Consider the following 22,583-nt stretch of genomic DNA (forward strand, 5'->3'; position numbering starts at 1 on the left):
AATCGGCTGTCGTCCGTCTCCACCCCCAGAGTAGTTGAGTGCAACCGTGGGTCAAGGCTGCAGATCGGGCGAGGCGGACACCGCCCCGCTGCCCAGCGCATCCAGCTCCAGATCGTCGACCGCGAGGTTCTTGGCCTTGGCCTCCACCTCGAAATCGGCCCAGGAGAGATGGTCGGCCACCAGCCGGTTGACGGCGCGGTTCCACATGCGTTGCGAGTGGGCCCGCAGATCCTTCGTCGTCAGCCCGCGCGCCGCCAGCGCGGCATAGTCCGGCAGGCTGTCGGCCGGCCAGTCCGCCAGCAGATCCTCGCGCGACACGCTGATGTGGGCGACCGGACGCACCCCGCGCCAGGAGCCGATGACGACGGCGATGCGCGGATCGTCGGGACGCAGATACTCCCCCTGCGTGCGGACCCAATGATGGTGGAGGTCGAGCACGATCGGCACGGCGTCGGCCAGCGGCAGCAGGTCGTCCAGGCCGAAGGACATCTCGTCGTTCTCGACGGTCAGCAGGTTGCGCGCGTCCTCCGACAGCAGGGCGAGGCCGCGGCGGAAGCCGGCGATCCCCTCCCCGCGCCCGCCGCCATGGATGTTGACGTGGGCGCCCCGCGGGTGCCAGCCGCCGGCCAGCCCCATCATCCGCAGGATGTCGGCATGGTATTCCAGCTCCGCCACCGCATTGTCGAGGGTGGACGGGTTCGCACTGTTCAGCACGCAATACTGGTCCGGGTGCAGCCCGATGCGGATGCCCGCCTCCATCGCCTTGCGGCCGGCATGCTCCAGCCCGCTCTGCACCAGCGCCTGGATGCCGGGCTGGCGGTAGAGCGGCCGTCCGACCTCGTGGGTGTAGGCCGGCAGCAGCCCGCTGTTGACGCGCAGCAGGCGGCGGTAGGCCGGATGCCGGGCGACCTCGTCCAGCTGCAGATGCAGGGCCAGCAGGTTGCGGCGCAGCACCTCCGTCAGCTTCTCCTCGGCACGGGAGGGGCCGAGCTTGCTCAGCGTCGCGATGGTGACGGTGCCGGGATTCATGCGCTTGGCAAGGCCGGCATCGCCATCGGGCGGCACGAACTGGCAGCACCAGCCGAAGCGGGGGGCGGACGAAGGCGGGATCGGAGAGCTGTCGGGCATCGGTCGGCAACGTGAAGCGGACGGGCCATTTGATATGGACCGCCGGCAGACGCCGTCCACCGCATGGGCCGAGCGGTCTCATCCCATCCCGCCCATCCGACGCAGCGCCCCGGCCGCGACCGCCGGCAGATCCGTGCCGCGGGCATCGCGCGGGCCAGCCGCGGCGAGCGTGCCCAGCCGGTCGGCCAGCGCGCGTTCGGGGGCGCACAGATCCTCGCACAGGGCGCGCATCTCGGCGATGGAGGGACGCCATTTGCGACTGCGGCGCCAGCTGCGGGCGGCGGCGTCGATCACCCAGGCCGGGTATTCGCCCAGATCCTCGGCCCAGTCGAGCGCCATCATCCGCTCCACCTCCGGCGACAGCCCCTTGGCCGGGAAATGGCTGAGCAGGGTCAGCACGCGGCCGAGCAGATGGTCGCTGTCGGCCGGGGCCAGCACGGTGGCGTACAGCTCCTCAAGGCTCTGGCGGGCGAGGGCGGCCTCGGCGGCGGTGACGCCGTCGGGCGGCGACCACAGCTCGATCATGCCGTCGAAGCCGTCGTCGCCGAAGCGCGGGCGGCGGTCGGTCCGGCCCTGGGCCAGACGCCGCTGGAGCGCGGGCGGCAGCGCGGCGGTCAGGCGGGCCTGTCGAAGCGGCGCCGGCAATCCCGGTTCGAAGCTGGCCGTCAGCGAGGGTGGGACCGGCGGGGTCGGGACGGGGGAGTGCCGCAGGGCGGTGACGGTGGCGCTTCGCTTGGGGCGGCTTCCGGTTTGGACGGTCATCGGTCTCCCCTTTCTCAGGACCAGGAGGGGACGGGGGAGGGGGCGGCGCGGCGGCGCAGATCCGCGGCGGCGGCGGCCCAGGCGCCCAGCCGCTGTTCGGCGGCAGCGGCGGCGGATGGGCGGGCGGGCGGAGCGGCCAGCGGGGATGAGGCGCCGTTGCGGACGACTGGAGCCTTGCCGGCCGCGGCATCCTGGGCCAGCCAAGCCCGCCATGCCGAGGAAACGTCGCGGTAGCGGTAGCCATGGGCACGGCAGCGCAGGATGAACCCTTCGACATGGCGGCCGAGGTCGATCTCGGCATGGCGGGCCTTGGCCCAGGCGAGGTCGTCGGCGGTCGGCATCCAGTCCTCCGGAACCGCCTGCGCCGGGTCGCGTCCGCCCGAAGCGTGCGAGTCCGGAATCTGTTTGGAATGGACCTGTTCCTGACTCGCTGGCGGACAGGGGATGTGCATGTCCGAGTCATCCCTGTCGGCGGGCCGGACAGGGCGTGCCGAGACGGACTCCCGGTCGGAGGCTTCGGTGGCATCGGCCACGGCATCGGCCGGGGTGAAGCGCAGGCGGTAGAGGCAGGACAGGCGGGCGCCGTCGCGGCCGCGGCGGTGCTCCACCCCGACCAGCCCGATGTCGCTGAGGCCCTGGATGATGCGGTTGATGGTGGGGCGCGACCGCTTCAGCTTGGCGGCCAGCGTGGATTGCGAGGGCCAGCACAGGCCATCCTCGTCGGCGAAGGTGGCGAGCGCCGCCAGAACGGCGAATCCGTCGGCGTCCAGCCCGGGATGGTCCAGCCACCAGGCGGGAATCCGCCCCCACCGTCTGGCGTCGAGGGGATTGGTCGCCGGTGTGGCGGTCGTTGATATGGGCATGGGGAAGAACTCCGCGTAGCTTTGGGGCCGGCATGGATGGAGCCGGCGAACTTGCGCGAAGGATTCCGCCGCTCGGCGCAGCCGTCGAATCGCGGGCAAAAGGGACCGAGTCGGTTGTGTCCCAATGGCCCGCGGTTGTGTCCCATCGGCCCGCGACTGTGTCGCCGCCGGTCGCGGATATGTCCCCTTTGGTCGCGTTTGCTCTGCGAATCGGATTCGATCCCGTTTGCCCGCGCTTTGCCGGAGGCCGGCGGCAGCCGCGGCGGGACGGGCTGTCCCGCTTGCCCGCGGTTGGGGCCTTGGCCTGCGGTCCGGACCGCGGACTGTTGCCGCGGAAGAAGGCTGCCGGCCAGCCCCGCCGGCCGGATCTGTCCCATTTGCCCGCGTTTCGCCGTCCGGCAGGGGGGCCCGCGAGGTTCGCAGGGGGTTTCATGTGTCCCCAATGCTCGCGGTTGGGAGCCTTCCGTCGCCGGGACTGTCCCGTTTGCTCGCGCTTCGTCGTCTTGTGGCGGGACGCGGCGGTCCCGAGTCTCTGTCCCATTTGCCCGCGTTTCGCCCAACGACCCCGCGATTCGCAGCGGACCGCCCGCTCCGACGCCCGCCGGGCGGCGCCATCCGGCGGGCCGGGAGCGAAGTGCGGGCAAACGGGACACAGCTGCGGGCATTTCCTACACAAGCGCGGGCAAACGGGACACAGGGCTGCGGACGGACTCCGCCCTGCCGGTTGCCACCGTCCGACGGCACCCCCTATCGTGGCCTTTGGCGAGGAGGGATGAGCCATGAGCAAGGCGAACGCGGTCCAGCTGACTCTGTTCGAGATGGAGGACCGCAGTCAGTCCCATATGATCGCGCTTTACGACACGGCGCCGCGCTTCGTCTTCGTGTCGAAAGGCCGGGGGACCGAGCCGGAGCTGCCGGCCGCCAACGCGTTCGTCCAGTCGGTGCACAAGGAGTTTCCCTTCAAGGACGCCCTGTTCACGCTGACCCTGCAGCCCGCCCGCATCTATCGCCCGGCCAAGCCCGGCCCCGGCGAGGATCCGGCCGACAAGCGCATGGTCGAGTATGAGGTGTTCCCGTCGGAGCGCGAACAGATCGTCGAGCAGGTGGTCCGCCGCCTCGCCATGGACCGCTCGCGCCTGTCGCTGATGGGGGACAAGCAGGACCGGGTGCGTGTCCATTTCTCGCTCTATGAAATCCGGCGGGAGCTGCGCGCGGTCAACCGCACCATGGACACGGCGGAGATCCGCGAGGCGCTGGAGATCCTGGCCCGTACCCGCATGATCATCAGCAAGGTGCCGGAGAACGGCCGCAAATCGGCGCGGCCGGTGCTGGAATCCTCGGTCTTCCCCACCCTCTACATCCGGCCGCGCACCGGCGAAGGCGGCGAGGATGACGAGAACGACACCTATCTGGAGTTCAACGCGCTGGTCGCCTCGGCCATCCGCAACCTGGAATTCAAGCCGATCTCCTACCAGTGGATCATGCGGCTGAAGAGCCCGGTGGCGCGCTGGCTCTACAACCGGCTGTCCATCGAGTATGGTGACCTCGATCTCGCCCGCCTGCCCGACGGGGGGCACAACGTGCCGCCGATGATCCTGTCGGCCGACGACATCATCAACAACAGCGGCATGAACGAATGGAGCCGCCGGCGCGACACGCTGCGCACCGTGACCTCCGCAGTCGATTCCCTGGTGGAGGAAGGAATCCTCGACCGGGTGGAGAAGACGGTGTCGAAGGACGGCCGGCGGATCAACGACATCGAATACATCATGATGCCGAGCCGGAAGTTCCTGGATCAGGTCCGCCGCGGCAACGACGTGCAGGAGGCCAACGCCGCCACCTATCGCGCCATCGCCGGCAGCGACGAGCGCCCGAAGGAGTTCCTGCCCATCACCCCCGGCCAGAGCGTCGAGGTCCGCCGCCGCCGCGGCACCCTGCTGGGCGCCCGCTCCGGCCAGGGCGAAGGCTGACCCATCCTCAAGCGTCGGCGCATCGCCGTCCGGCATCTGCTCTAATCGGGCGCCCTTGGCGAACGATGCGGGAGATGAGCGATGCAGACATCCGATGGACGCAGCGAAAAGGAAAAGATGCTGGCCGGCGATCTTTATGACGCCTCGGCCCCGGAGATCCAGGCGGATCAGGCCGCCGCCAAGGAGTGGATGGTCCGCTACAACGCGGCCCTCGCGCTGCCGCCCGGCGAACGGCGCAAACTACTGCTGGAACGTTTCGCCGCGGTGGGCGACGGGGCCGTGATCCGCCCGCCCTTCCACTGCGACTACGGCTTTAACATCAGCCTCGGCGCGGGCGTCTTCCTCAACTTCAACTGCATCATCCTGGACGTCGTGGCGGTGACCATCGGCGACAGGACGCAGATCGGGCCGGGCGTCCAGATCCTGACCGCCGACCATCCGCGCGATTTCGCCGCCAGGGAGGCCGGGCTGGAGTTCGGGCGGCCCATCCATATCGGCCGCAACGTGTGGATCGGCGGCGGCGCGCTGATCCTGCCCGGTGTTACCATCGGCGACGATGCCATCGTCGGCGCCGGCAGCGTGGTAACGCGCGACGTGCCGGCCGGGGCCACCGTGATGGGAAACCCGGCGCGGGTTCGCTGATCGCTTCCGCCGGACCGGTGGCGGCACCCCGTTCCGGCGGCGGATCCGGCGGGCGGTGCGGATGATTCTCCATCCGCACCGCGTCCAAATATTACGAAGTAATCCTCCCTCTGCCGTAAAGCGGGAAATGCCCTCTACGGGATGGTTGTTTTTCTTCTGTCACATCATAGAATAAAACGATCCTGGCCGGCCGTTCGGATAATAAATAATTCGAAACAACTTGCGGCGTGAATCACCGCCGCATGTCTTTCAGAAGTCCCGGGCTATGACCTGTCCGTAAGGTGGATACGGAGGCATTTTGCCGGGGATTTCGTCAGGGAGGATGCCGCCATGCGAGAAGCGCAGTCCGGTTCATTGCGCGGTTTTCTGCATCGTGCCTATGGTCTCCGACCCGGAAGCGGATGGGAAGGCGCGCTCCATTTACTTCCCGTCTCCGGCGGTGTCCGGCCCTGTTTTGCCGTACTGGGTGTCCTGGCCCTTCCCCTTCAACCGGCCGATGTGTCCGCCCGGCTCGGTCCCGATGCCTTCGGCGCGGGCTGCTGCCTGCTGCGGACCGGGGCGGCGGAGGGACCGGCGGACAGCACGCTGGAATCCTGGCTCGGCACGCGGGAGAAGGAGCCGGCTCCCGCGCCGCAGACCGACGCGGCACCCACCCGGACGACGGTGATCCGGAAGGAGGGCGAGGCGGAGACGGATTGGCGGCTGATCCCCTTCATCGCGGCGCAGGCATCCAGCGGCATTCCGGGACAGCCGACCCTGCTGTCCATCGCCGTCACCTCGCCCTACGGGCAGCCGAACCCGCAGCATGAGGCGATCACCTATGTGCTGATCGACAACCTGCCGCCCGGAACCACCCTGTCGGGCGGCGACAGGATCGCGGACGACACATGGCGTGTGCGGCTGGAGGAATTGCCCGGACTCACCATGACCCTGCCGCCGGAGACGGCGGACAGCGTGACGCTGCACCTCACCGCGGTGACCGATCACGGCGGCGGCGTGATCGCCAAGCAGGCCCGGGATCTGACGATCCCGATTCTGTCGGCGGCAACCGAGACCGCCGCGGTCGACAGCGCCGCCACGCCGGAACCGGGCGGCACCCCGCCGCCCGCCCAGGGCGGCTCGTCGCAGAGCATCGAAACCGCAGCGCTTGGCGACAGGACCGAACCGGACCCGGCAGCATCCGGGCAGTCGGCTCCGCAGGCGGCGCAGGAGCCCGCCGAAGGTGAGGCAAGCGCACCCGCGCCAGCCCCCATTGCGGAGGCGGCACCCGAACCTGCGCCGGCACGGGCGCCGGAACAGCCGGTTGAGGCGGCAGTCGTGCCGGTGTCGGCTCCTGCCCCGGCGGCAGCACCGGAAATCGCCCCGGAACCGCCGGCCCCTGCGCCGGTCACCACGGTCGCCGTGGCTGCCCTCCCGGCGGTCGCCGCCCCGCCGCCGGCCCCGGAGCGGGTGCCGCCGCGGGAGGCGGCAGTGCAGCGCCCGGCGCGGCTGCCATCGGCCATTCCCGAGACGACGCTGATGAAGCGGGGCGACGACCTGTTCGGTCAGGGCGATCTGGCGGGCGCGCGGCTCTATTACGAGATGGTCGCCGAGACCGGCAACGCGGCGGCGGCCCTGGCGCTCGGCCGGACCCACGATCCGCTGGTGCATGAGCGGCTGCGCGTCCGCGGGCTTCCGCCCGATCCGGAACAGGCGGCGGTCTGGTACCGGCGAGCAATCGCCGCCGGCAGCGGTGACGCCGAACAGCAACTTCAGAAGCTGACGGTCTGGCTCGCCGCCAAATCCAGGTAGCAAGATGACGGAAATCGGGGAGGGAGCCATCATGAAGCCATCGATCGTCCGCGCTCTTCTTGTGGGGGCGTGCCTGTTCGCGGGCGCCGTTTCTCCGGCATCTGCCGCCGACCCGCGCGGTGTCAGCGCCAACAGCGGGACCGTCGGCATCGTGTCGGGCGGGGTCGAGGGGACCTATGTGCGCATCGCCGCCGATCTGGCCGCGGTGCTCGACGACGGCGACGCCCTGCGCGTCCTGCCGATGCTGGGCAAGGGGTCGGTCCAGAACCTGAAGGACATCGTGCTGCTGAAGGGGATCGACGTCGGCATCGTACAGTCCGACGTGCTGGCCTATGCCAAGCGGGAGCGGCTTCTGCCCAACCTTGACCGGCGCGTCAAGTACATCGCCAAGCTCTACAACGAGGAAATGCACATCCTGGCCGCTCCCGACGTGACCCGCATCGAGGATCTCGCCGGGCGCAAGGTGAACTTCGACGTGCAGGGCAGCGGCACGCACATGACGGCGTCGCTGGTCTTCGACATGCTGGGCATCAAGGTTGAGCCGCAGGGCAACGACCAGTCCCTGGCCCTGGAGAAGCTGCGTCGGGGCGAGATCGCGGCCATGGCCTATGTCGCCGGCAAGCCGACCCGCCTGTTCCGCGACCTGAAGGCCGGCGAGGGCCTGCATTTCCTGTCCATTCCCATGAGCGCCGCCCTGCTCGACACTTATCTGCCGTCGCGCCTGACCAGCGCGGATTACGAGGGGCTGATCAAGCCCGGCGAGCAGGTCGACACCGTCGCCGTCGGCGCCGTCATGGCCGTCTATGGCTGGGAACGCGACCTGGAGCGGCACCGCAAGGTCGCCCGCTTCGTCGACGCCTTCTTCGGCAAGTTCGACGAGTTCCTGAAGCCGCCGCGCCATCCGAAATGGAAGGAGGTCAATCTGGCCGCCGACGTGCCCGGCTGGACCCGCTTCGAGCCGGCCGAGCGGTGGCTGCGCCAGGAAGGAGGCGACAGGACGGCCGACGGAAAGACGGCCGTGAAGGAACTCCAGCCCGCCACGCTGGTGTCGTCGCCCGTCTCCCGTTGATCCGGCCCGCGCCGACCCGTCAGCCGGCCGCCCCCGGTCCGGGAACCGCACCCGGCGGGCATTTGCCGAGGATGATCATCCCCAGCACCTCGTCCTTCGTCACGTCGGCGACGCGGGCGGTGCCGACCAGCTTGCCGTTCTTCATCACATGGATGCGATCGGCAAGGTCGAACACGTCGTGGATGTCGTGGGAGATCAGGAAGATGCCGATGCCTTCCTGCTTCAGCTGCTTCACCAGCTCTCCCACCTGCTGGGTCTCGGCAGGGCCCAGCGCCGCGGTCGGTTCGTCCATGATGAGGACGCGGGCGTCGAAATGGATGGCGCGGGCGATGGCGACCGACTGGCGCTGGCCGCCGGACAGCGCCTTCACCGGCTCCTTGAAGCGGCGGAAATGCGGGTTCAGGCGGCCCATCACCTTGCGCGCCTCCGCCTCCATCGCGTGGTCGTCCAGCGTGCCCCAGGGGGTCAGCTTCTCGCGGCCCAGGAAGATGTTGGCGGCGGCGTCCACATTGTCGGCCAGCGCCAGCGTCTGGTAGATCGTCTCGATGCCGCAGCGCTTGGCGTCGCGCGGGCTGGTGATGTGGACCGGCTCGCCGTTCACCCGGATCTCGCCATGGTCGGCGGCATAGGCGCCGGACAGGATCTTGATGAGCGTCGATTTGCCGGCGCCGTTGTGGCCGAGCAGCCCGACCACCTCGCCGGGATAGAGGTCGATGCTGACGCCGTCCACCGCCTTGATGCCGCCGAAGGCGATGGAGACGTCGCGCATCTCCACCAGCGGGGCGGTCACGGCCGCCGGGACTGCCGTTGCCAGAGCGGTCATTTGATCCCCCTGCGGTAGAGCGTGTCGATGTAGACCGCGGCGACAAGGACGATGCCGACGACGATGTTCTGCATCGGCGCGTCCACCCCCAACAGGACCATGCCGGACTGCAGCGACTGCATCACCAGTGCCCCCAGCATGGCGCCCAGGATGGTGCCGACGCCGCCGGCCATGGAGGTGCCGCCGATGATCGCCGCGGCGATGACGTACAGCTCGTCCAGCGTGCCGTTGGCGTTGGTGGCGGCGTTCAGCCGGGCGGTGGCGATGCAGGCGGACAGGCCGCACAGCGCCCCCATCAGCCCGAACACCATCACCATCACCCGCCGGGTGTTGATGCCCGACAGCTCCGCAGCCTCCGGATTGCCGCCGATGGCGAAGACGTAGCGGCCGAAGCGCGTGCGCCGCGACAGGAAGGTCACGCCCACCCCCACCGCCAGCGCGATCAGCACCGGGATGGCGAAGCCGTGCGCCACGAAGGGAAGCCCGCCGTCTGTGGCCAATCCTTGCGCCTCCATCATCCGGCGCACCACCGGGACCGGCAGGGGATAGGAATTGACCACCATCACCGCGCCGACGATGGCGGCGGCGACCAGCAGGATCACCACCCCTTCCGCCCACAAGGGCCGCACGGGGAAGCCGAAGCCGGCCCGCCGGCGGCGCGTCACCAGGATGGCGGCGACCGACAGCAGGATGGCGGCGATGCCGACCGCCCAGCTGGGGCCGGCGCCGATGGCGCCCTCGAACCCACCGCCCAGCCGCTTGAACAGCCCGTCCATCGGCGCCACCGTCTGGCCGGTCGTCACCCACCAGGCGGCGCCGCGCCAGACCAGCAGCCCGCCCAGCGTGACGATGAAGGACGACACGCCGAGATAGGCGATGACGGCACCCTGCAGCGCCCCCACCGCCCCGCCGACGGCGACGGCCGCCATCACCGCCACCACCCAGGTCAGCGGATGGTCGAAGCCCCAGATCTCCGGCAGGATGCGGGCCTGGAGCACGCCCACCACCATGCCGGTGAAGCCCAGGATGGAGCCCACCGACAGGTCGATGTTGCGGGTGACGATGACCAGCACCATGCCCGTCGCCATCACCGCGATGGAGGCGGTCTGCACCGACAGGTTCCACAGGTTGCGCGGGGTCAGGAAGGCGCCGCCGGTCAGGATGTCGAAGCCGATCCAGACGACGGCCAGCGCCCCGATCATCCCGACCATGCGGGTGTCCAGCTCCAGCGCGCGCAGGGCGTCGCCGATGCCGGCCCGCCGTCCGGCCGGCGCCTCCGTGGAGGCGGCCGGGGACAGGGTGGTGGACGGCTCGGCCATCAGTTGCAGACCTTGACGCTGCCGGGCTTGACGCCTTGGCAGACCACGTCCTTGGTCACCCAGCCGGCATCGACCACGAGGTCGAGGTTGTCCTTGGTGATGGCGACCGGGGTCAGGAACAGGGAGGTCATCTTCTGCTTCTTCGGACCGCCGTCGAAGGTCGTGGCGCCGGCGATCTCGGTCATCTTCTTGCCGCCGGCAAGCTCCATGGCGATCTCGGCGGCGCGGCGGCCCAGTTCGCGGGCGTCCTTCCACACCGACACCGTCTGGGTGCCGAGCGCGATGCGGTTCAGCGCCGCCTTGTCGCCGTCCTGGCCCGACACCGGCACGGTTCCCGCCAAGCCCTGCGCCGCCAGCGCAGCGACCGCGCCGCCCGCCGTGCCGTCGTTGGAGGCGACCACGGCATCGACCTTGTTGCCGGTCTTGGTCAGGATCTGCTCCATGTTCTGCTGGGCGATGGCCGGCAGCCATTTGTCGGTGTAGGCCTCGCCGACATTCTTCACGTCGCCGCGGTCGATGGCGGCCTTCAGCACCTCCATCTGGCCGGCGAACAGGAAGTCGGCGTTGGGATCGGTGGAGCTGCCCTTGATGAAGGCGTAGTTGCCCTTGGGCTTCATCGCGAAGACGCTGCGCGCCTGCAGCCGGCCGACCTCCTTGTTGTCGAAGGTGATGTAGAAGGCCGACGGGATTTCGATCAGCCGGTCATAGCCGACGACCGGGATGCCCTCCGCCGCCGCCTTCTCCACCGCCGGGCGGATGGCGTCGCCGTCCTGCGCCAGGATGATGAGGGCCTGGGCGCCGCGGGAGATCAGCGATTCGATGTCCGACAGCTGCTTGGCCGGCGAGGATTGGGCGTCGGCCGACAGGTATTTGCCGCCGGCCTTCTCGATCACCGCCTTGATCGCCGCCTCGTCGGTCTTCCAGCGCTCTTCCTGGAAGTTGGACCAGGAGACGCCGACGGTGGTGCCGGCGGCGAGTGCGGTGGTGGAGGTCATGGTGGTCACGGCGGCCAGCGTCAGGAACAGGCCGGCGGCGGTTGCGGCGAGGCGGTGCTTCATCGTGTTTCCTCCCTGTGTGGCCGCATCTGGGCGGCGGATTTGTTGATCGACGAAAGCAGTGGAGTGGGCATCGCCCCCTCTCCCGTCCCGGGAGAGGGAAGGGGCCCGCCGCGAAGCGGTGGGAAGGGTGAGGGGTGGTGCAAGGAACCATGCGGTTCTGGAGTCTTGGATTCCCCCTCACCCTCCCCGCCTTCGGCGGGTCCCCTCCCTCTCCCGGGGCGGGAGAGGGCATACAAAGCGCGCCCTTCAGACGTACCGGTTGACGATGTTCTCCAGATATTCCTGCCGGCCGGAGCTCGGCTGGGGGTTGACGTTGCCGGTCAGCGCGCGGTCGGCCAGCGTGGCGAGGTCGCGCTTGCCGGACAGGATCGCCTGCCCCTCCGCGCCGTCCCAGCCGGCGTAGCGGTCGGCCAGCGGCTTGGTCAGGGCGCCGTCCTCCAGCATCTGCGCCGCTTGCAGCAGGGCGCGGGCGCAACTGTCGACGCCGCCGATGTGGCCGTGCAGCAGATCCGCCGGGTCGAGCGACTGGCGGCGGATCTTGGCGTCGAAGTTCAGGCCGCCGGTGGTGAAGCCGCCGCCCTTCAGGATGTCGTGCATGACCACCGTCAGCTCGCCGATGTCGTTGGCGAACTGGTCGGTGTCCCAGCCCAGCAGCGGGTCGCCGCGGTTCATGTCGAGCGAGCCGAAGATGCCCAAGGCCAGCGCCAGCGCCACCTCGTGCTGGAAGCTGTGGCCGGCGAGGATGGCGTGGTTCTGCTCGATGTTCACCCGCACGTCGGCCAGCAGGTCGTAGCGTTCCAGGAAGCCGTAGACGGTGGCGACGTCGAAATCATACTGGTGCTTGGTCGGCTCGCGCGGCTTCGGTTCGATCAGGATCGGGCCGTCGAAGCCGATCTTGTGCTTGTGCTCCACCACCATCGCCAGGAAGCGGCCCATCTGGTCCAGCTCGCGCTTCAAGTCGGTGTTCAGCAGCGTCTCATAGCCCTCGCGGCCGCCCCACATGACGTAGTTGGCGCCGCCCAGCGCGTGGGTGGCCTCCAGCGCCGCGCGCACCTGCCCGCAGGCGTAGAGGAAGACGTCCGGGTCGGGGTTGGTCGCCGCACCGGCCATGTAGCGGCGGTGGGAGAACAGGTTGGCGGTCCCCCACAGCAGCCGGACCTTGGCGGTCTCCATCTTGGCCGCGAACAGCTCGGTGATGGCCTTCAGGTTGTCGACGCTCTCGGCCAGCGTGTCGCCTTCCGGGGCGGCGTCGAGGTCGTGGAAGCAGAAGAAGGGGATGTCGAGCAGGCGGAACATCTCGAAGGCGACGTCCGCCTTGGCGCGGGCCGCCGCCATCGGGTCCTGGCCGGGGCGCATCCAGGGGCGCTGGAAGGTCTCGCCGCCGAAGGGGTCGCCTCCCGGCCAGCAGAAGCTGTGCCAGTAGCAGGCGGCCAGCCGCAGATGGTCCTCCATCCGCTTGCCCAGCACGACACGGTCCTTGTCGTACCAGCGGTAGGACAGCGGGTCGCGGCTGTCCGGACCGCGGTAGGCCACCGGGGACAGGTCGCCGAAGAAAGAAGCGGTGCTCAAGACGCGAACTCCTTGGCAAGGGGGTAGAGCCGGCGCCAGCGCAGCCAGGACTGGCTGTACGCCTCGGCGCGGGCCGGATCGGGGGTGAAGGTCTCAAGACGGCGGGGCTTGCGGCAGACGGTGGCGGGGGGCTCCCCGGTCGCCGCCATGCGGCCGAGATGGGCGGCGCCGAGCGCGGCACCGACCTCGCCATCCTCGATGCGGTGGATGGTGACGCCCAGCGCGTCGGCGCAGATCCGCGCCCACAGCCGCGAGCGGGAACCGCCGCCGGCAAGGTCGAATGCCGCAGGGGCGCCCGCCCCCAGTGCCACCAGATTGTCGCGGGCGGCGAAGGCGACGCCTTCCAGCACCGCCTGGACCATGGCGTTACGGTCGGTCTCGGCCGAGAGGCCGGCGAACAGGCCGCGGACGGTGGCGTCGTTGTGGGGGGTGCGCTCGCCCGACAGGTAGGGCAGGAAGGCGACCGGCGAGGGACTGTCCACCGCGTCGCCGAGCGGGGCCAGCAGCTCCGCCTCCGGCGCGCCGAGGGTGGAGGCCGCCCAGGCCAGCGAGGCGGCGGACGACAGCATGACGCCCATCTGGTGCCAGACGCCGGGCAGCGCGTGGCAGAAGGCATGGACCGCCATCGCCGGGTTGGGCAGGAAACGGTCGGTGGTCCGCCACAGCACGCCGGAGGTGCCGAGGCTGAGAAAGCCGTCGCCGGGCGTGATGGCGCCGAGGCCGACGGCGCTGGCGGCGCAATCGCCTGCCCCGCCCGCCACCACCGGCGGCTCCCGCATGCCCCAGCGGCGGGCGAGCTCGGGCGACAGCCGGGCGACGGCGTCGGAGCCTTCGGCGAGGTCCGGCATGTGGGCGCGGGTCATGCGGGTGGCGGCCAGCAGATCGTCCGACCAGTCGCGCCGGCCGACGTCCAGCCACAGCGTGCCGGAGGCGTCCGACATCTCCTCCACCATCGCGCCGGTGAAGCGCCAGCGGACGTAAGCCTTGGGCAGCAGCACCTTGGCGAGGGCGGCGAAGACCTCCGGCTCCTCCTCCGCCACCCACAGCAGCTTGGGCGCGGTGAAGCCGGGCATGGCGATGTTGCCGCTGATCGCCCGCAGCGTCGGGAGCGTTTCCTCCAGCGTCGCGCATTGGCGGTGGGAGCGGCCGTCGTTCCACAGGATGGCCGGGCGCAGCACCCGGTTGTCGGCGCCCAGCAGAACCGCGCCGTGCATCTGGCCGGAGAAGCCGATGCCGAGCACGGCGGCGAGGGCTGCCGGCTGCCGTTCGGCCAGCTCGTCCACCGCGGCGACGGCGGCGGAAACCCAGTCTTCCGGCTCCTGCTCCGACCACAGGGGATGGGGGCGGGAGACGGTGCAGGGGCGCGACGCGCTGCCGGCGACGGCCCCGTCGGCGTCGGTCAGCACCGCCTTGACGCTGGATGTGCCGATGTCGATCCCGAGAAACATGTCTTTCGACCCTATTTGTCGCCCGTCAGGGCAGGTTGTCGCGCAGGATGACCTGGACCCGGATATGCTCCTGCGCCGCGACGATCTCTTGTCCTGTGACCAGGGCATGGAGCACCCGCGCCATCGAGCGCGCCTCGTGCCCCGGATCCTGGGCGACCAGGGCGGCGAAGGTGCCGTCCAGCAGCATGCGGCGGGTGGCGGGCGTCAGCTCGTGCCCGACGCAGAGGATCTTGCGGGCCAGACCGGCCTCGGCCAGCGCCTCGCCGATGCCGACGGAGCCTTCGCCGGTGTTGTAGATCGCCACCAGATCGGGGGTGTCGGCCAGCATGCGGCGGACCAGATCGCGGTTGCGGTCGGGGTCATCGCGGCCCTCCACCGGGATCAGGCGGGTCAGGTGGGGATATTCCTCCGCCAGCACCTGCCCGAAGCCGAAGCGGCGTTCGGCATGGTCGCGCAGGCTGCCCGATCCGGTGACGATGCCGACCGCGCCGCCCGGCTCACCTTCGCGCGGCGGGCCGAGGAAGCGGCCGACCAGCGACCCGGCGGTGCGGCCGGCGGCGATGTTGTCGATCCCGACATAATGCTGGCGCCGCGACGACGGCGCGTCCGATACCAGCGTCACCACCGCCATGCCGCCTTCGACCAGATCGTCGATGGCCGCGCGGATGCGGGGATGGTCGAGCGCCACCAGTGCCACCGCGTCGAAGCGGCCGGGCAGCCCGGCCAGCTCCGCCGCCAGGGTGTCGGCGTCGAACACGTCGGTCTCGACGATCTCCACCCCGATGCGCCGGGCGCGGAACCAGTCGGCCTGGGCGCGGATGTTGTCGGCGATGTCCATCATGAAGCGGTTGCCGCCGCCGGGCAGGACCACGGCGAAGCGCCAGGAGCGCGACCGCGCCAGCTCCGCCGCCGCCGCCAGCGGGCGGAAGCCCAGCCGCTGCACCGCCTCGTGCACCTTGCGCGCGGTCTTGGCGCTGACGCCGGGCCGGCCGTTGACGACACGGTCGGCCGTCGCAAGGCTGACCCCGGCCGCCGCCGCCACGTCGCGCAACGTCAAAGGTGCATCGTTGATTTGATTGTTCATGAAGCGAACCATATTCCGGCGATTTGAGGTGCGCAACTCAATTCTTGAGGTACGCGCCGCCCTCTGCCTTTCGGGTTATCCGCGCCGATGCTGGGCAGACCATCCGGTGGCAGCTTTCAGGTGCGTACGTCAGTATGCGGCGGCCCGTCGCCATCATAGGGCTTAGGCGGCGCGAATCGCTGCCCCCGACCGGAGGCGGCGCTACTCCCGATGGGGTCCCTCACCTCCGATTGCACCCATGACCGGGGGACTCGCGGGAATTTAGGCTTGCTCCTCCCTCGCGCCACAACGAGAGCAGGGTGGAATGCCGCAGCTGAGAACCCATCAGCAACTGGTCAGCGCCATCGCCAACGCCATCGGCCAGCAGCAGACGGAGGTTCGCGACGTTCTGGCGGCGGTTACGCCCGGCGGGGGGAAGTCGCTGCTGCCGGTCATCATGGCGGCGGCGCTGCACAAGGCGGGGCGGATCGACCGGGTGTGCTGGATCGTGCCGCGCGACAGCCTGCGCCAGCAGGCGGAGGAGGCCTTCGTCGATCCGCGCTGGCGCGAGGTGTTGGGACACACCCTCGCCCTGCGCGCGGCGGAGAATGGGCGGGACCTCTGCCGCGGCCTGCAGGGCTACATCACCACATATCAGGCGGTGGCGGCGGCGCCGGACCTGCACCTGCAGGAGTTCCGCCGTCACCGCTACCTTCTGGCGGTGGACGAGCTGCACCATCTGCCGGCGGTGTTCGACACCGACCGGATGGCTGCGGTGGAGGAGGAAACCGCCTGGAGCCGGTCGATCCTGCCGCTGCTGGAGAATGCTTCGGCCCGGCTGCTGATGAGCGGGACGCTGGAGCGCGCCGACGGCCGGCCGATCCTGTGGCTGCCCTACCGCGCGCCGCAGGGAACCCGCAAGGTGCGGGAGATCGACTTCAAGGCGCCGGGCTGGGCGGTGGTCGGCTATTCCCGCCGGCAGGCGCTGGCCGAGAAGGCGATCCTGCCCGTCACCTTCGGCGCGATGGACGGGTCGGCCTCCTGGCTGGATGCGGAGCGCACCAACCGTTGGGTCGATGCCCTGTCCAAGGCGGGGGAGAACACGCGCGACGCCCTTTTCACCGCGCTGCGCACCGGCTTTGCCCAGGCGATGCTGCGCGAGGCCTACCGCTCCTGCCGGGAGCACCGGGCGAAACGGCGGGCGGAGCTGAAGCAGCCGGCGGGGCGCGAGGGGCCGGGGTTGGGTAAGCTGCTGGTGATCGCGCCGGACCAGGAGACGGCGCGCTTCTATCTGGAGACCCTGCAGGGCTGGATGCCGAAGGAGCAGGCCGGGCGCATGGCGCGGCTCGCCATCTCCGACCGTCGCGACGCGCAGGAGGTGGTGGCCGCCTTCCGCCTGCGGCCCGAGCCGGCGGTGCTGGTCTCCGTCGCCATGGCCTATGAGGGGCTGGACGCGCCGTCCATCACCCATGTCGCCTGCCTGACCCACATCCGCTCCCGCCCCTGGCTTGAGCAGGCGATTGCGCGGGCGACGCGGGTGGACCCACATGCCGGCCCCTACGACCAGCAGCGCGCGCTGATCTACCACCCCTCCGACGCGCTGTTCGAGCAGTTCCGCACCATGGTGGAGACCCAGCAGGGCACCCGCGCCATGGTGAAGACCCGCCGTCCCCAGCAGGAGCTTCCCTTCGAGCGCAGCACGGACCGCGAGCCGGAGATCATCCCGCTGGAGTCCAACGCCACGGCGCTGCGCTTCGCCGTGGTGGCGCCGGGGCCGGATTTCGGGAGCCAGTCCCGCGATCCGGGGGAGCTGCCGCTGACGCCGAGTGCGGCGGAGCATCATCTGCGCCAGCGCATCGGCCAGTTGGTGGCGGCACAGGTGATCGAGGACGAGGACAACAACCTCGTCGCCGAGGGGCCGACCGGCTACCACATCTACAACGCGGTGCTGAAGCGGCTGATGAAGAAGGCGCGTTCCGAAATGACCCTGTCGGAACTGGAGGCGACCGTCGGCTGGCTGGAGCGCAACCGGCTGTCCGACCACCGCCACCTGATCGCCGACGACCCGCAATTCCAGTGGTCCACCCGGCGGCGGGGGCATACCATCGCATATGGCTCCCTCTCCCGCCCCGGGAGAGGGAAGGGGCCCGCCGCGAAGCGGTGGGAAGGGTGAGGGGTTGAGCACGAAGCCGTGCGGTTCGGGATCCTTGCTTTACCCCTCACCCTCCCCACGCCTATAGGCGTGGGTCCCCTCCCTCTCCCGGGGCGGGAGAGGGCGTTTTCGGTCACTTCGACCGCGGACACCGCCCCTCCAGCAGGTCGCGGTCGCGGGTCAGCGCGTCGGCCATGAAGTCCAGGAAGGCGCGGACGCGGCCCATGTGGCGCAAATCCTCGTGCGTCAGCAGCCAGAGCTTGGCGTCGGCCTCCGGCACCGGATCGCCGATGCGGCGGAAGCCGGGGTCGCGGTCCACCACCCCGCAGGGCAGCAGGCCGAGGCCGATCCCGGCCCGCACCGCCTCCACCGCCCCGGCGACCGAATTGACCCGGTAGCCGATGGACGCCGCCGGCACCGTCCGCTTCATCCAATGGGCGAGGGAGGTGTGCTCGAAGGACTCGTCCAACCCCACCCAGGGATGGCGGTCCAGGTCGCCGGCATCCCCCGCCCGCTCCAGATAGGAGGATGCGCCGTAGACGGCGAAGGCCAGCCCCGACACCGCACGCCCGACGAGGTTCTCCGGCGGGCGGCTGGTGGCGCGGATCGCCACGTCGGCCTCGCGCCGGGTCAGGCTGAGCGACGCCTCCGCCGCCACCAGATCGACGCGCAATTCGGGGTGGAGACGGCGGAAGGCGGCGATGTGGCGCGGCAGGATGTAGAGCGTCAGGATGTCGACGGTGGTCACGCGCAGGCTGCCGCCGATCCGGGTGTCGCGGCCGGACAGCAGGCGGTTGGCGGCGGCCAGATCCTCTTCCATCTTCTGTGCCACCCGGTGCATCTCGTCGCCCGCCGCGGTCAGCACATAGCCGCCGGGCAGCTTGTCGAACAGCTGGGCACCCATCGCCAGTTCCAGCGCCGTCACCCGGCGCAGCACCGTGCTGTGGTTCACCCCCAGGACGCGGGCGGCGGCCGACAGGGAGCCGTGCCGCGCAACGGCCAGCAGGTAACGCAGGTCGTCCCAATTGTTACCGTTTCCCATTTTATTCCCGCTCATTCCTGCAGATGCTTTTTGCAAAACTCGCGAATTTGCGCTCACCAGAGCACAGGTTAGGGTCTGCACCAAGCGCATCCTGCGCCACGTCGTCCCAATCCGGCTGTCCGCATGTCCGAGCTGCTTCAAGACCCCTTCGTCCAGTCCAGCGCCTTGCCCTTGGCAGTCAGCCTGATCCTGGTCGGTGCCCTGCACCTGTTGCGCCGCCCGCTGGCGGCGGCCGGGATCGCGGCCGGATTCCTGGTGGTCTTCGCCATGGTGGTCGGCCTGCCGGCCCTGCCCCCGCCGTCGAGCATGGGCAAGCTGTTCTGGTCGTCCGCCGCCGGGCTGCTGCTGGCCGTCGCCGCCGACGCGGCCGGTGTGCGCGGCCGCGCCGCCTCGGCGGCACTGGCGCTGTGGCTGGCCGGCTCGCTGCTGTGGATCGCCCTGCCCGCCCTGGATTCCGCGGCGGCGGTCGTCAGCTTCGTGATCCTGCTGGCTGCGGGCGCCTGGGTCGCCTTTGCCCGCGGTTCGCAGACGCAGGCGTCGGATTCGGCCGAGAGCCCGACAGCGCCGGCCGCCTCGCTGCTGGCGCTGGCGCTGGCCGTCGGCGGCACGGCGCTGATCGGCTCCTCTGCCTCCATTGCCCAGATGGCTTTGGCTCTGGCGGCGTCGGCCGGCGGCTTCCTGCTGTGGAACTGGCCGGTCGAGCGCCATGGCTGGGGCCTGTCGGGCCGGGTCGCCACCGGCATCGCGGTGCTGCTGGCCGCCGTGCTGACCCTCTTCACCCAGGCGCAGACCGCCGTGCTGCTGCTGGCGCTGCCGGCGCTGCTGGCCGGCCATGTCAGCCGCGTCCTTCCCCAGGGCCATGGCCCGGTCGGCCGGGCCGCCTCGTCGGCCGCCGTCACCGTGGTCGCGGTCCTTCCGGCGCTGGCCGCCATCGGTGCGGCCTATGCGCTGACCGGCGGCGAAGCGTCGCCCTACTGATCCTCCATCCCCATCATCCGAACCCAATCCCCGGAGCTCCGTTCATGAAGAAGACCCTGTTCGCCGCCGCCCTGTTCGTCGCGACCGCCGCCGGCAGCCTCATTCCCATGTCGGCCCCCGCCTTCGCCGCCCCGGTCAGCTACAAGATCGATCCGGCGCACACGGCCGTCGCCTTCATCGTCAATCACATCGGCTTCTCCAACGTGATCGGCAGCTTCAACACGGTCGGCGGCGACATCAGCTTCGACAAGGACGCGGTGGAGAAGAGCACGGTCAACGTCACCATCGACGCGGCCAGCATCGACACCAACCACGCCAAGCGCGACGAGCATCTGCGCTCCCCCGACTTCTTCAATGCGAAGGAGTTCCCGAAGCTGACCTTCAAGAGCACCAAGATCGAGAAGACCGGCGACAAGACCGGCAAGCTGCACGGCGACCTGACCATGCTGGGCGTGACCAAGCCGGTGGTGCTGGACGTCACCTTCAACAAGGACGGCGTCAGCCCGGCCAGCAAGCTGGAGACCGCCGGCTTCTCCGCCCGCGGCACGGTGAAGCGCACCGATTTCGGCATGAAGTACGGCGCCCCGGCCGTCGGCGACGATATCCAGCTGCTGATCGAGATCGAGGCGGTCAAGTCCTGACCGAAGCGCCGCTTCCGTCTGTTGCAATGTGGAGGGGACCGGTTCGCCGGTCCCTTTCCGTTTCCACCCCCTGTTTCCACCCCTTTTGATTGGAGGCCGCGATGCCGCAGCTTGTGAATGGTGTCTGGGTGAAGGGCGACATCGCGGCCAGCGAGATCAGGAACGGCGCCTTCCACCGCGAGCCGACCCGCTTCCGCGACTGGATCACGCCGGACGGCGGCCCCGATGCGGAGGGGCGCCCCACCCTGCCGGCGGTGGCCGGACGCTATCACCTCTATGTCTCCTACCTCTGCCCCTGGGCCTCGCGCACGCTGATCTTCCGCGCGCTGAAAGGGTTGGAGGGGGTGATCGGCCTGTCCGCCGCCGAACCGGTGCTGGGCGAGGACGGCTGGGTCTATGCCGAGGACCAGGAGGCCGGCGAGGGCGTCGGCCCCTTCCGCCACCATTACCGGCTCTATACCGCAAGCGATCCGACCTACACCGGCAAGGTGTCGGTGCCGGTGCTGTGGGACCGGCAGGAGCGCCGCATCGTCAACAACGAGTCGGCCGACATCATCCGCATCCTGAACACCGCCTTCGACGGCCTGACCGGCAACCGGCTGGATCTCTATCCCGAGCCGCTGCGGTCGGAAACCGACCACTGGAACGAACTGGTCTATGCCAGCGTCAACAATGGCGTGTACCGCTGCGGCTTCGCCAAGTCGCAGGCCAGCTACGACGAGGCGTTCGACGGGCTGTTCGCCACGCTCGACCGGCTGGAGGACCATCTGTCGGCAAGCCGCTATCTGGCGGGGGAGTATCTGACCGAAGCCGACTGGCGCCTGTTCGTCACGCTGGTGCGGTTCGACGCCGCCTATCACGGCGCCTTCAAGTGCAACCTGCGCCGGATCGAGGATTACCCGAACCTGTCCGCTTACCTGCGCGAGCTGTACCAGTGGCCGGGCATCCGCGACACGGTGAAGCTCGACCACATCAAGGCGGGCTATTACACCAATCCCGCCATCAACCCGCTCCTGATCGTGCCGAAGGGGCCGGCGCTGGACTTCGACCGCCCTCATGACCGCGACCGGCTGCCGGGCAAGGGGATCTGGCAGCGGGGGTGAGGGATTATCGCTTTCTGCGCTTCGGCCGGGTGAGCAGGACGACGGCAGTCATCAGTTGGGAGAGCGTCCAGAAGACGCCCGCCGCCGCCAGCAGCGCCATCGACGGCCACCACACCGCCGCCAGCCGCAGGACCGCGGCGGCGGCCATCAGCGCCACGGCGATGGTCGCGGCGGCCGGGAAGCGTTCGGGCTCCGCCTCCCGCTGCAGGGTGGTGCGGATCATCATGGCGCTGGCGAGGATGCCGAGCGCGCCCACCCCCAGCATGTGCCAGCCGGCGGCCGGCGGCAGGTCCGAAAGCACCGCGAAGGCGGTCAGCAGCCAGCCGATGCCGAGGCAGAGATAGCCCAGATGGAGGCTGGCGATCTCCGGCTGGCGCAGCAGGAGAAGCGGCTTCCAGCGGGCGAGCCGCAGCAGCGCGCTCGTCCCCGCCATCGCCGCGCCCGCGGCGCCCAAGGCCGGCAGCAGACCGGTCGCCGCCGACAGCAGGCAGAGCACGGCCCCGGCCACCCCCATCGCCTCCAGCCGCGGCTGCACCCGCTGCGCCAGGGTGATGCCGCGGCGGCGCAGCGCGCCGGCCGTCGCCGCGGGAATGACCCGCCCGCCCATCGTCAGCAGCAAGGTCGCGATCAGCAGCAGCCCGACAGGCATCCCTCCGGCCGGGACGAAGCCGAGTTCCGCAGCCCAGAACAGCGCCTCCGCCAGCAGGAAGGCGCCGATCAGCGGGCCGAACACCGCATTGTGCCCGCTGCGGCCGGTCCGCAGGAACGGCAGGCCGGCGACCACGAACAGCAGCAGCGGATAGGCGAGGCCGACCGGGATGGCCGCCGCCGCGGGCAAGCCGCCCAGCAGCGCCAGCCGCCCGGCCAGCCAGCACAGGAAGGCAACGGCCAGCATCCGCGGCGACAGCCGCGTCATCAGGAAGCCGCCGACCACGGCCAGCGCATAGCCCAGCGTCATCTCGTGGGCGTGCAGGGCCGGCGACCAGCCCACCGGCAGCAGGCCGCCGACCGCCGCCAGCCACAGCGGCACGGCCAGCGCGGCATGGATGGCGGCGACCGGATACATCAGGCGGTGGGCGCCGGTGATCGGGGTGGGGGCGTGCATGGGCGGGCGGGCTCTTCGCTAATCCGGGACGGCCATTCTGACGGCGGGCTTGCGGGC

General features: G+C 70.1%; 19 protein-coding genes. 8 read left to right on the forward strand and 11 right to left on the reverse strand.

Annotated features, from left to right (window positions below):
- Window positions 1-51: 51 nt before the first annotated feature.
- The 3 genes from AB8P05_RS15175 to AB8P05_RS15185 all read right to left on the reverse strand — a co-directional run bounded on the left by AB8P05_RS15175 (window position 52) and on the right by AB8P05_RS15185 (window position 2,753).
- Complete coding sequence (locus AB8P05_RS15175; RefSeq protein WP_472759919.1) at window positions 52-1,128, reverse strand: apurinic/apyrimidinic endonuclease family protein; 1,077 nt, start codon at window positions 1,126-1,128, stop codon at window positions 52-54.
- 78 nt (window positions 1,129-1,206) lie between these two features.
- Window positions 1,207-1,890, reverse strand: coding sequence for a hypothetical protein (locus tag AB8P05_RS15180; protein ID WP_472759920.1), 684 nt, complete (start codon window positions 1,888-1,890; stop codon window positions 1,207-1,209).
- 14 nt (window positions 1,891-1,904) lie between these two features.
- The gene (locus tag AB8P05_RS15185) at window positions 1,905-2,753 is read right to left on the reverse strand and encodes a helix-turn-helix domain-containing protein (protein ID WP_472759921.1); all 849 of its coding nucleotides are present in this window, start codon (window positions 2,751-2,753) and stop codon (window positions 1,905-1,907) included.
- Between the two features lie 779 nt (window positions 2,754-3,532).
- On the opposite strand from AB8P05_RS15185, the gene AB8P05_RS15190 reads away from it, so the two are divergent.
- The 4 genes from AB8P05_RS15190 (at window position 3,533) to AB8P05_RS15205 (ending at window position 8,225) form a co-directional block, all read left to right on the forward strand.
- A complete protein-coding gene (locus AB8P05_RS15190; RefSeq protein WP_472759922.1) occupies window positions 3,533-4,723 on the forward strand; it encodes a plasmid replication protein in 1,191 nt (396 codons plus the stop codon).
- A gap of 81 nt (window positions 4,724-4,804) precedes the next feature.
- Entirely contained in the window at window positions 4,805-5,365 is a 561-nt protein-coding gene (locus AB8P05_RS15195; protein ID WP_472759923.1) for a sugar O-acetyltransferase, read from the forward strand.
- Window positions 5,366-5,863: 498 nt separating this feature from the next.
- Window positions 5,864-7,156: a hypothetical protein gene (locus tag AB8P05_RS15200; RefSeq protein WP_472759924.1), complete on the forward strand. Its 1,293-nt coding sequence runs from the start codon at window positions 5,864-5,866 to the stop codon at window positions 7,154-7,156.
- A 31-nt stretch (window positions 7,157-7,187) separates the two neighbouring features.
- Window positions 7,188-8,225, forward strand: a complete 1,038-nt coding sequence (locus tag AB8P05_RS15205; protein ID WP_472759925.1) for a TAXI family TRAP transporter solute-binding subunit — start codon at window positions 7,188-7,190, stop codon at window positions 8,223-8,225.
- Window positions 8,226-8,244: 19 nt separating this feature from the next.
- Here the strand turns inward: AB8P05_RS15205 and AB8P05_RS15210 are convergent, their stop codons facing one another.
- The 6 genes from AB8P05_RS15210 to AB8P05_RS15235 form a co-directional block, all read right to left on the reverse strand.
- Window positions 8,245-9,048 carry an ATP-binding cassette domain-containing protein gene (locus tag AB8P05_RS15210; protein ID WP_472759926.1) on the reverse strand — a complete coding sequence of 268 codons (804 nt, stop codon included), beginning with the start codon at window positions 9,046-9,048 and terminating at the stop codon, window positions 8,245-8,247.
- Window positions 9,045-10,367 carry a sugar ABC transporter permease gene (locus AB8P05_RS15215; protein WP_472759927.1) on the reverse strand — a complete coding sequence of 441 codons (1,323 nt, stop codon included), beginning with the start codon at window positions 10,365-10,367 and terminating at the stop codon, window positions 9,045-9,047. Before AB8P05_RS15215 ends, AB8P05_RS15210 begins: the two co-directional genes overlap by 4 nt.
- A complete protein-coding gene (xylF, locus tag AB8P05_RS15220; RefSeq protein ID WP_472760142.1) occupies window positions 10,367-11,362 on the reverse strand; it encodes a D-xylose ABC transporter substrate-binding protein in 996 nt (331 codons plus the stop codon). Before xylF ends, AB8P05_RS15215 begins: the two co-directional genes overlap by 1 nt.
- A 309-nt stretch (window positions 11,363-11,671) precedes the next feature.
- Window positions 11,672-12,994, reverse strand: coding sequence for a xylose isomerase (gene xylA, locus AB8P05_RS15225; protein ID WP_472759928.1), 1,323 nt, complete (start codon window positions 12,992-12,994; stop codon window positions 11,672-11,674).
- Entirely contained in the window at window positions 12,991-14,442 is a 1,452-nt protein-coding gene (gene xylB, locus AB8P05_RS15230) for a xylulokinase (protein WP_472759929.1), read from the reverse strand. The genes xylA and xylB overlap by 4 nt, the downstream gene beginning before the upstream one ends.
- Window positions 14,443-14,467: 25 nt before the next feature.
- Window positions 14,468-15,526 (reverse strand): LacI family DNA-binding transcriptional regulator, encoded by a 1,059-nt coding sequence (locus AB8P05_RS15235; RefSeq protein ID WP_472759930.1) that lies wholly within the window; start codon window positions 15,524-15,526, stop codon window positions 14,468-14,470.
- 304 nt (window positions 15,527-15,830) lie between these two features.
- Between AB8P05_RS15235 and AB8P05_RS15240 the strand changes: the two genes are divergently transcribed.
- Window positions 15,831-17,678, forward strand: coding sequence for a DEAD/DEAH box helicase (locus AB8P05_RS15240; RefSeq protein WP_472759931.1), 1,848 nt, complete (start codon window positions 15,831-15,833; stop codon window positions 17,676-17,678).
- 112 nt (window positions 17,679-17,790) lie between these two features.
- Here the strand turns inward: AB8P05_RS15240 and AB8P05_RS15245 are convergent, their stop codons facing one another.
- Window positions 17,791-18,699: a LysR family transcriptional regulator gene (locus AB8P05_RS15245; RefSeq protein ID WP_472759932.1), complete on the reverse strand. Its 909-nt coding sequence runs from the start codon at window positions 18,697-18,699 to the stop codon at window positions 17,791-17,793.
- A gap of 123 nt (window positions 18,700-18,822) precedes the next feature.
- Between AB8P05_RS15245 and AB8P05_RS15250 the strand changes: the two genes are divergently transcribed.
- The 3 genes from AB8P05_RS15250 to AB8P05_RS15260 all read left to right on the forward strand — a co-directional run bounded on the left by AB8P05_RS15250 (window position 18,823) and on the right by AB8P05_RS15260 (window position 21,421).
- Window positions 18,823-19,677 carry a hypothetical protein gene (locus tag AB8P05_RS15250; RefSeq protein ID WP_472759933.1) on the forward strand — a complete coding sequence of 285 codons (855 nt, stop codon included), beginning with the start codon at window positions 18,823-18,825 and terminating at the stop codon, window positions 19,675-19,677.
- Between the two features lie 44 nt (window positions 19,678-19,721).
- Entirely contained in the window at window positions 19,722-20,318 is a 597-nt protein-coding gene (locus AB8P05_RS15255; RefSeq protein ID WP_472759934.1) for a YceI family protein, read from the forward strand.
- Window positions 20,319-20,419: 101 nt separating this feature from the next.
- Window positions 20,420-21,421 carry a glutathione S-transferase family protein gene (locus tag AB8P05_RS15260; RefSeq protein WP_472759935.1) on the forward strand — a complete coding sequence of 334 codons (1,002 nt, stop codon included), beginning with the start codon at window positions 20,420-20,422 and terminating at the stop codon, window positions 21,419-21,421.
- Between the two features lie 4 nt (window positions 21,422-21,425).
- Here the strand turns inward: AB8P05_RS15260 and AB8P05_RS15265 are convergent, their stop codons facing one another.
- Window positions 21,426-22,526, reverse strand: coding sequence for an NnrS family protein (locus AB8P05_RS15265; protein WP_472759936.1), 1,101 nt, complete (start codon window positions 22,524-22,526; stop codon window positions 21,426-21,428).
- Window positions 22,527-22,583: the final 57 nt, after the last annotated feature.

The organism is Azospirillum sp. VT-I1 (genome assembly GCF_055698305.1).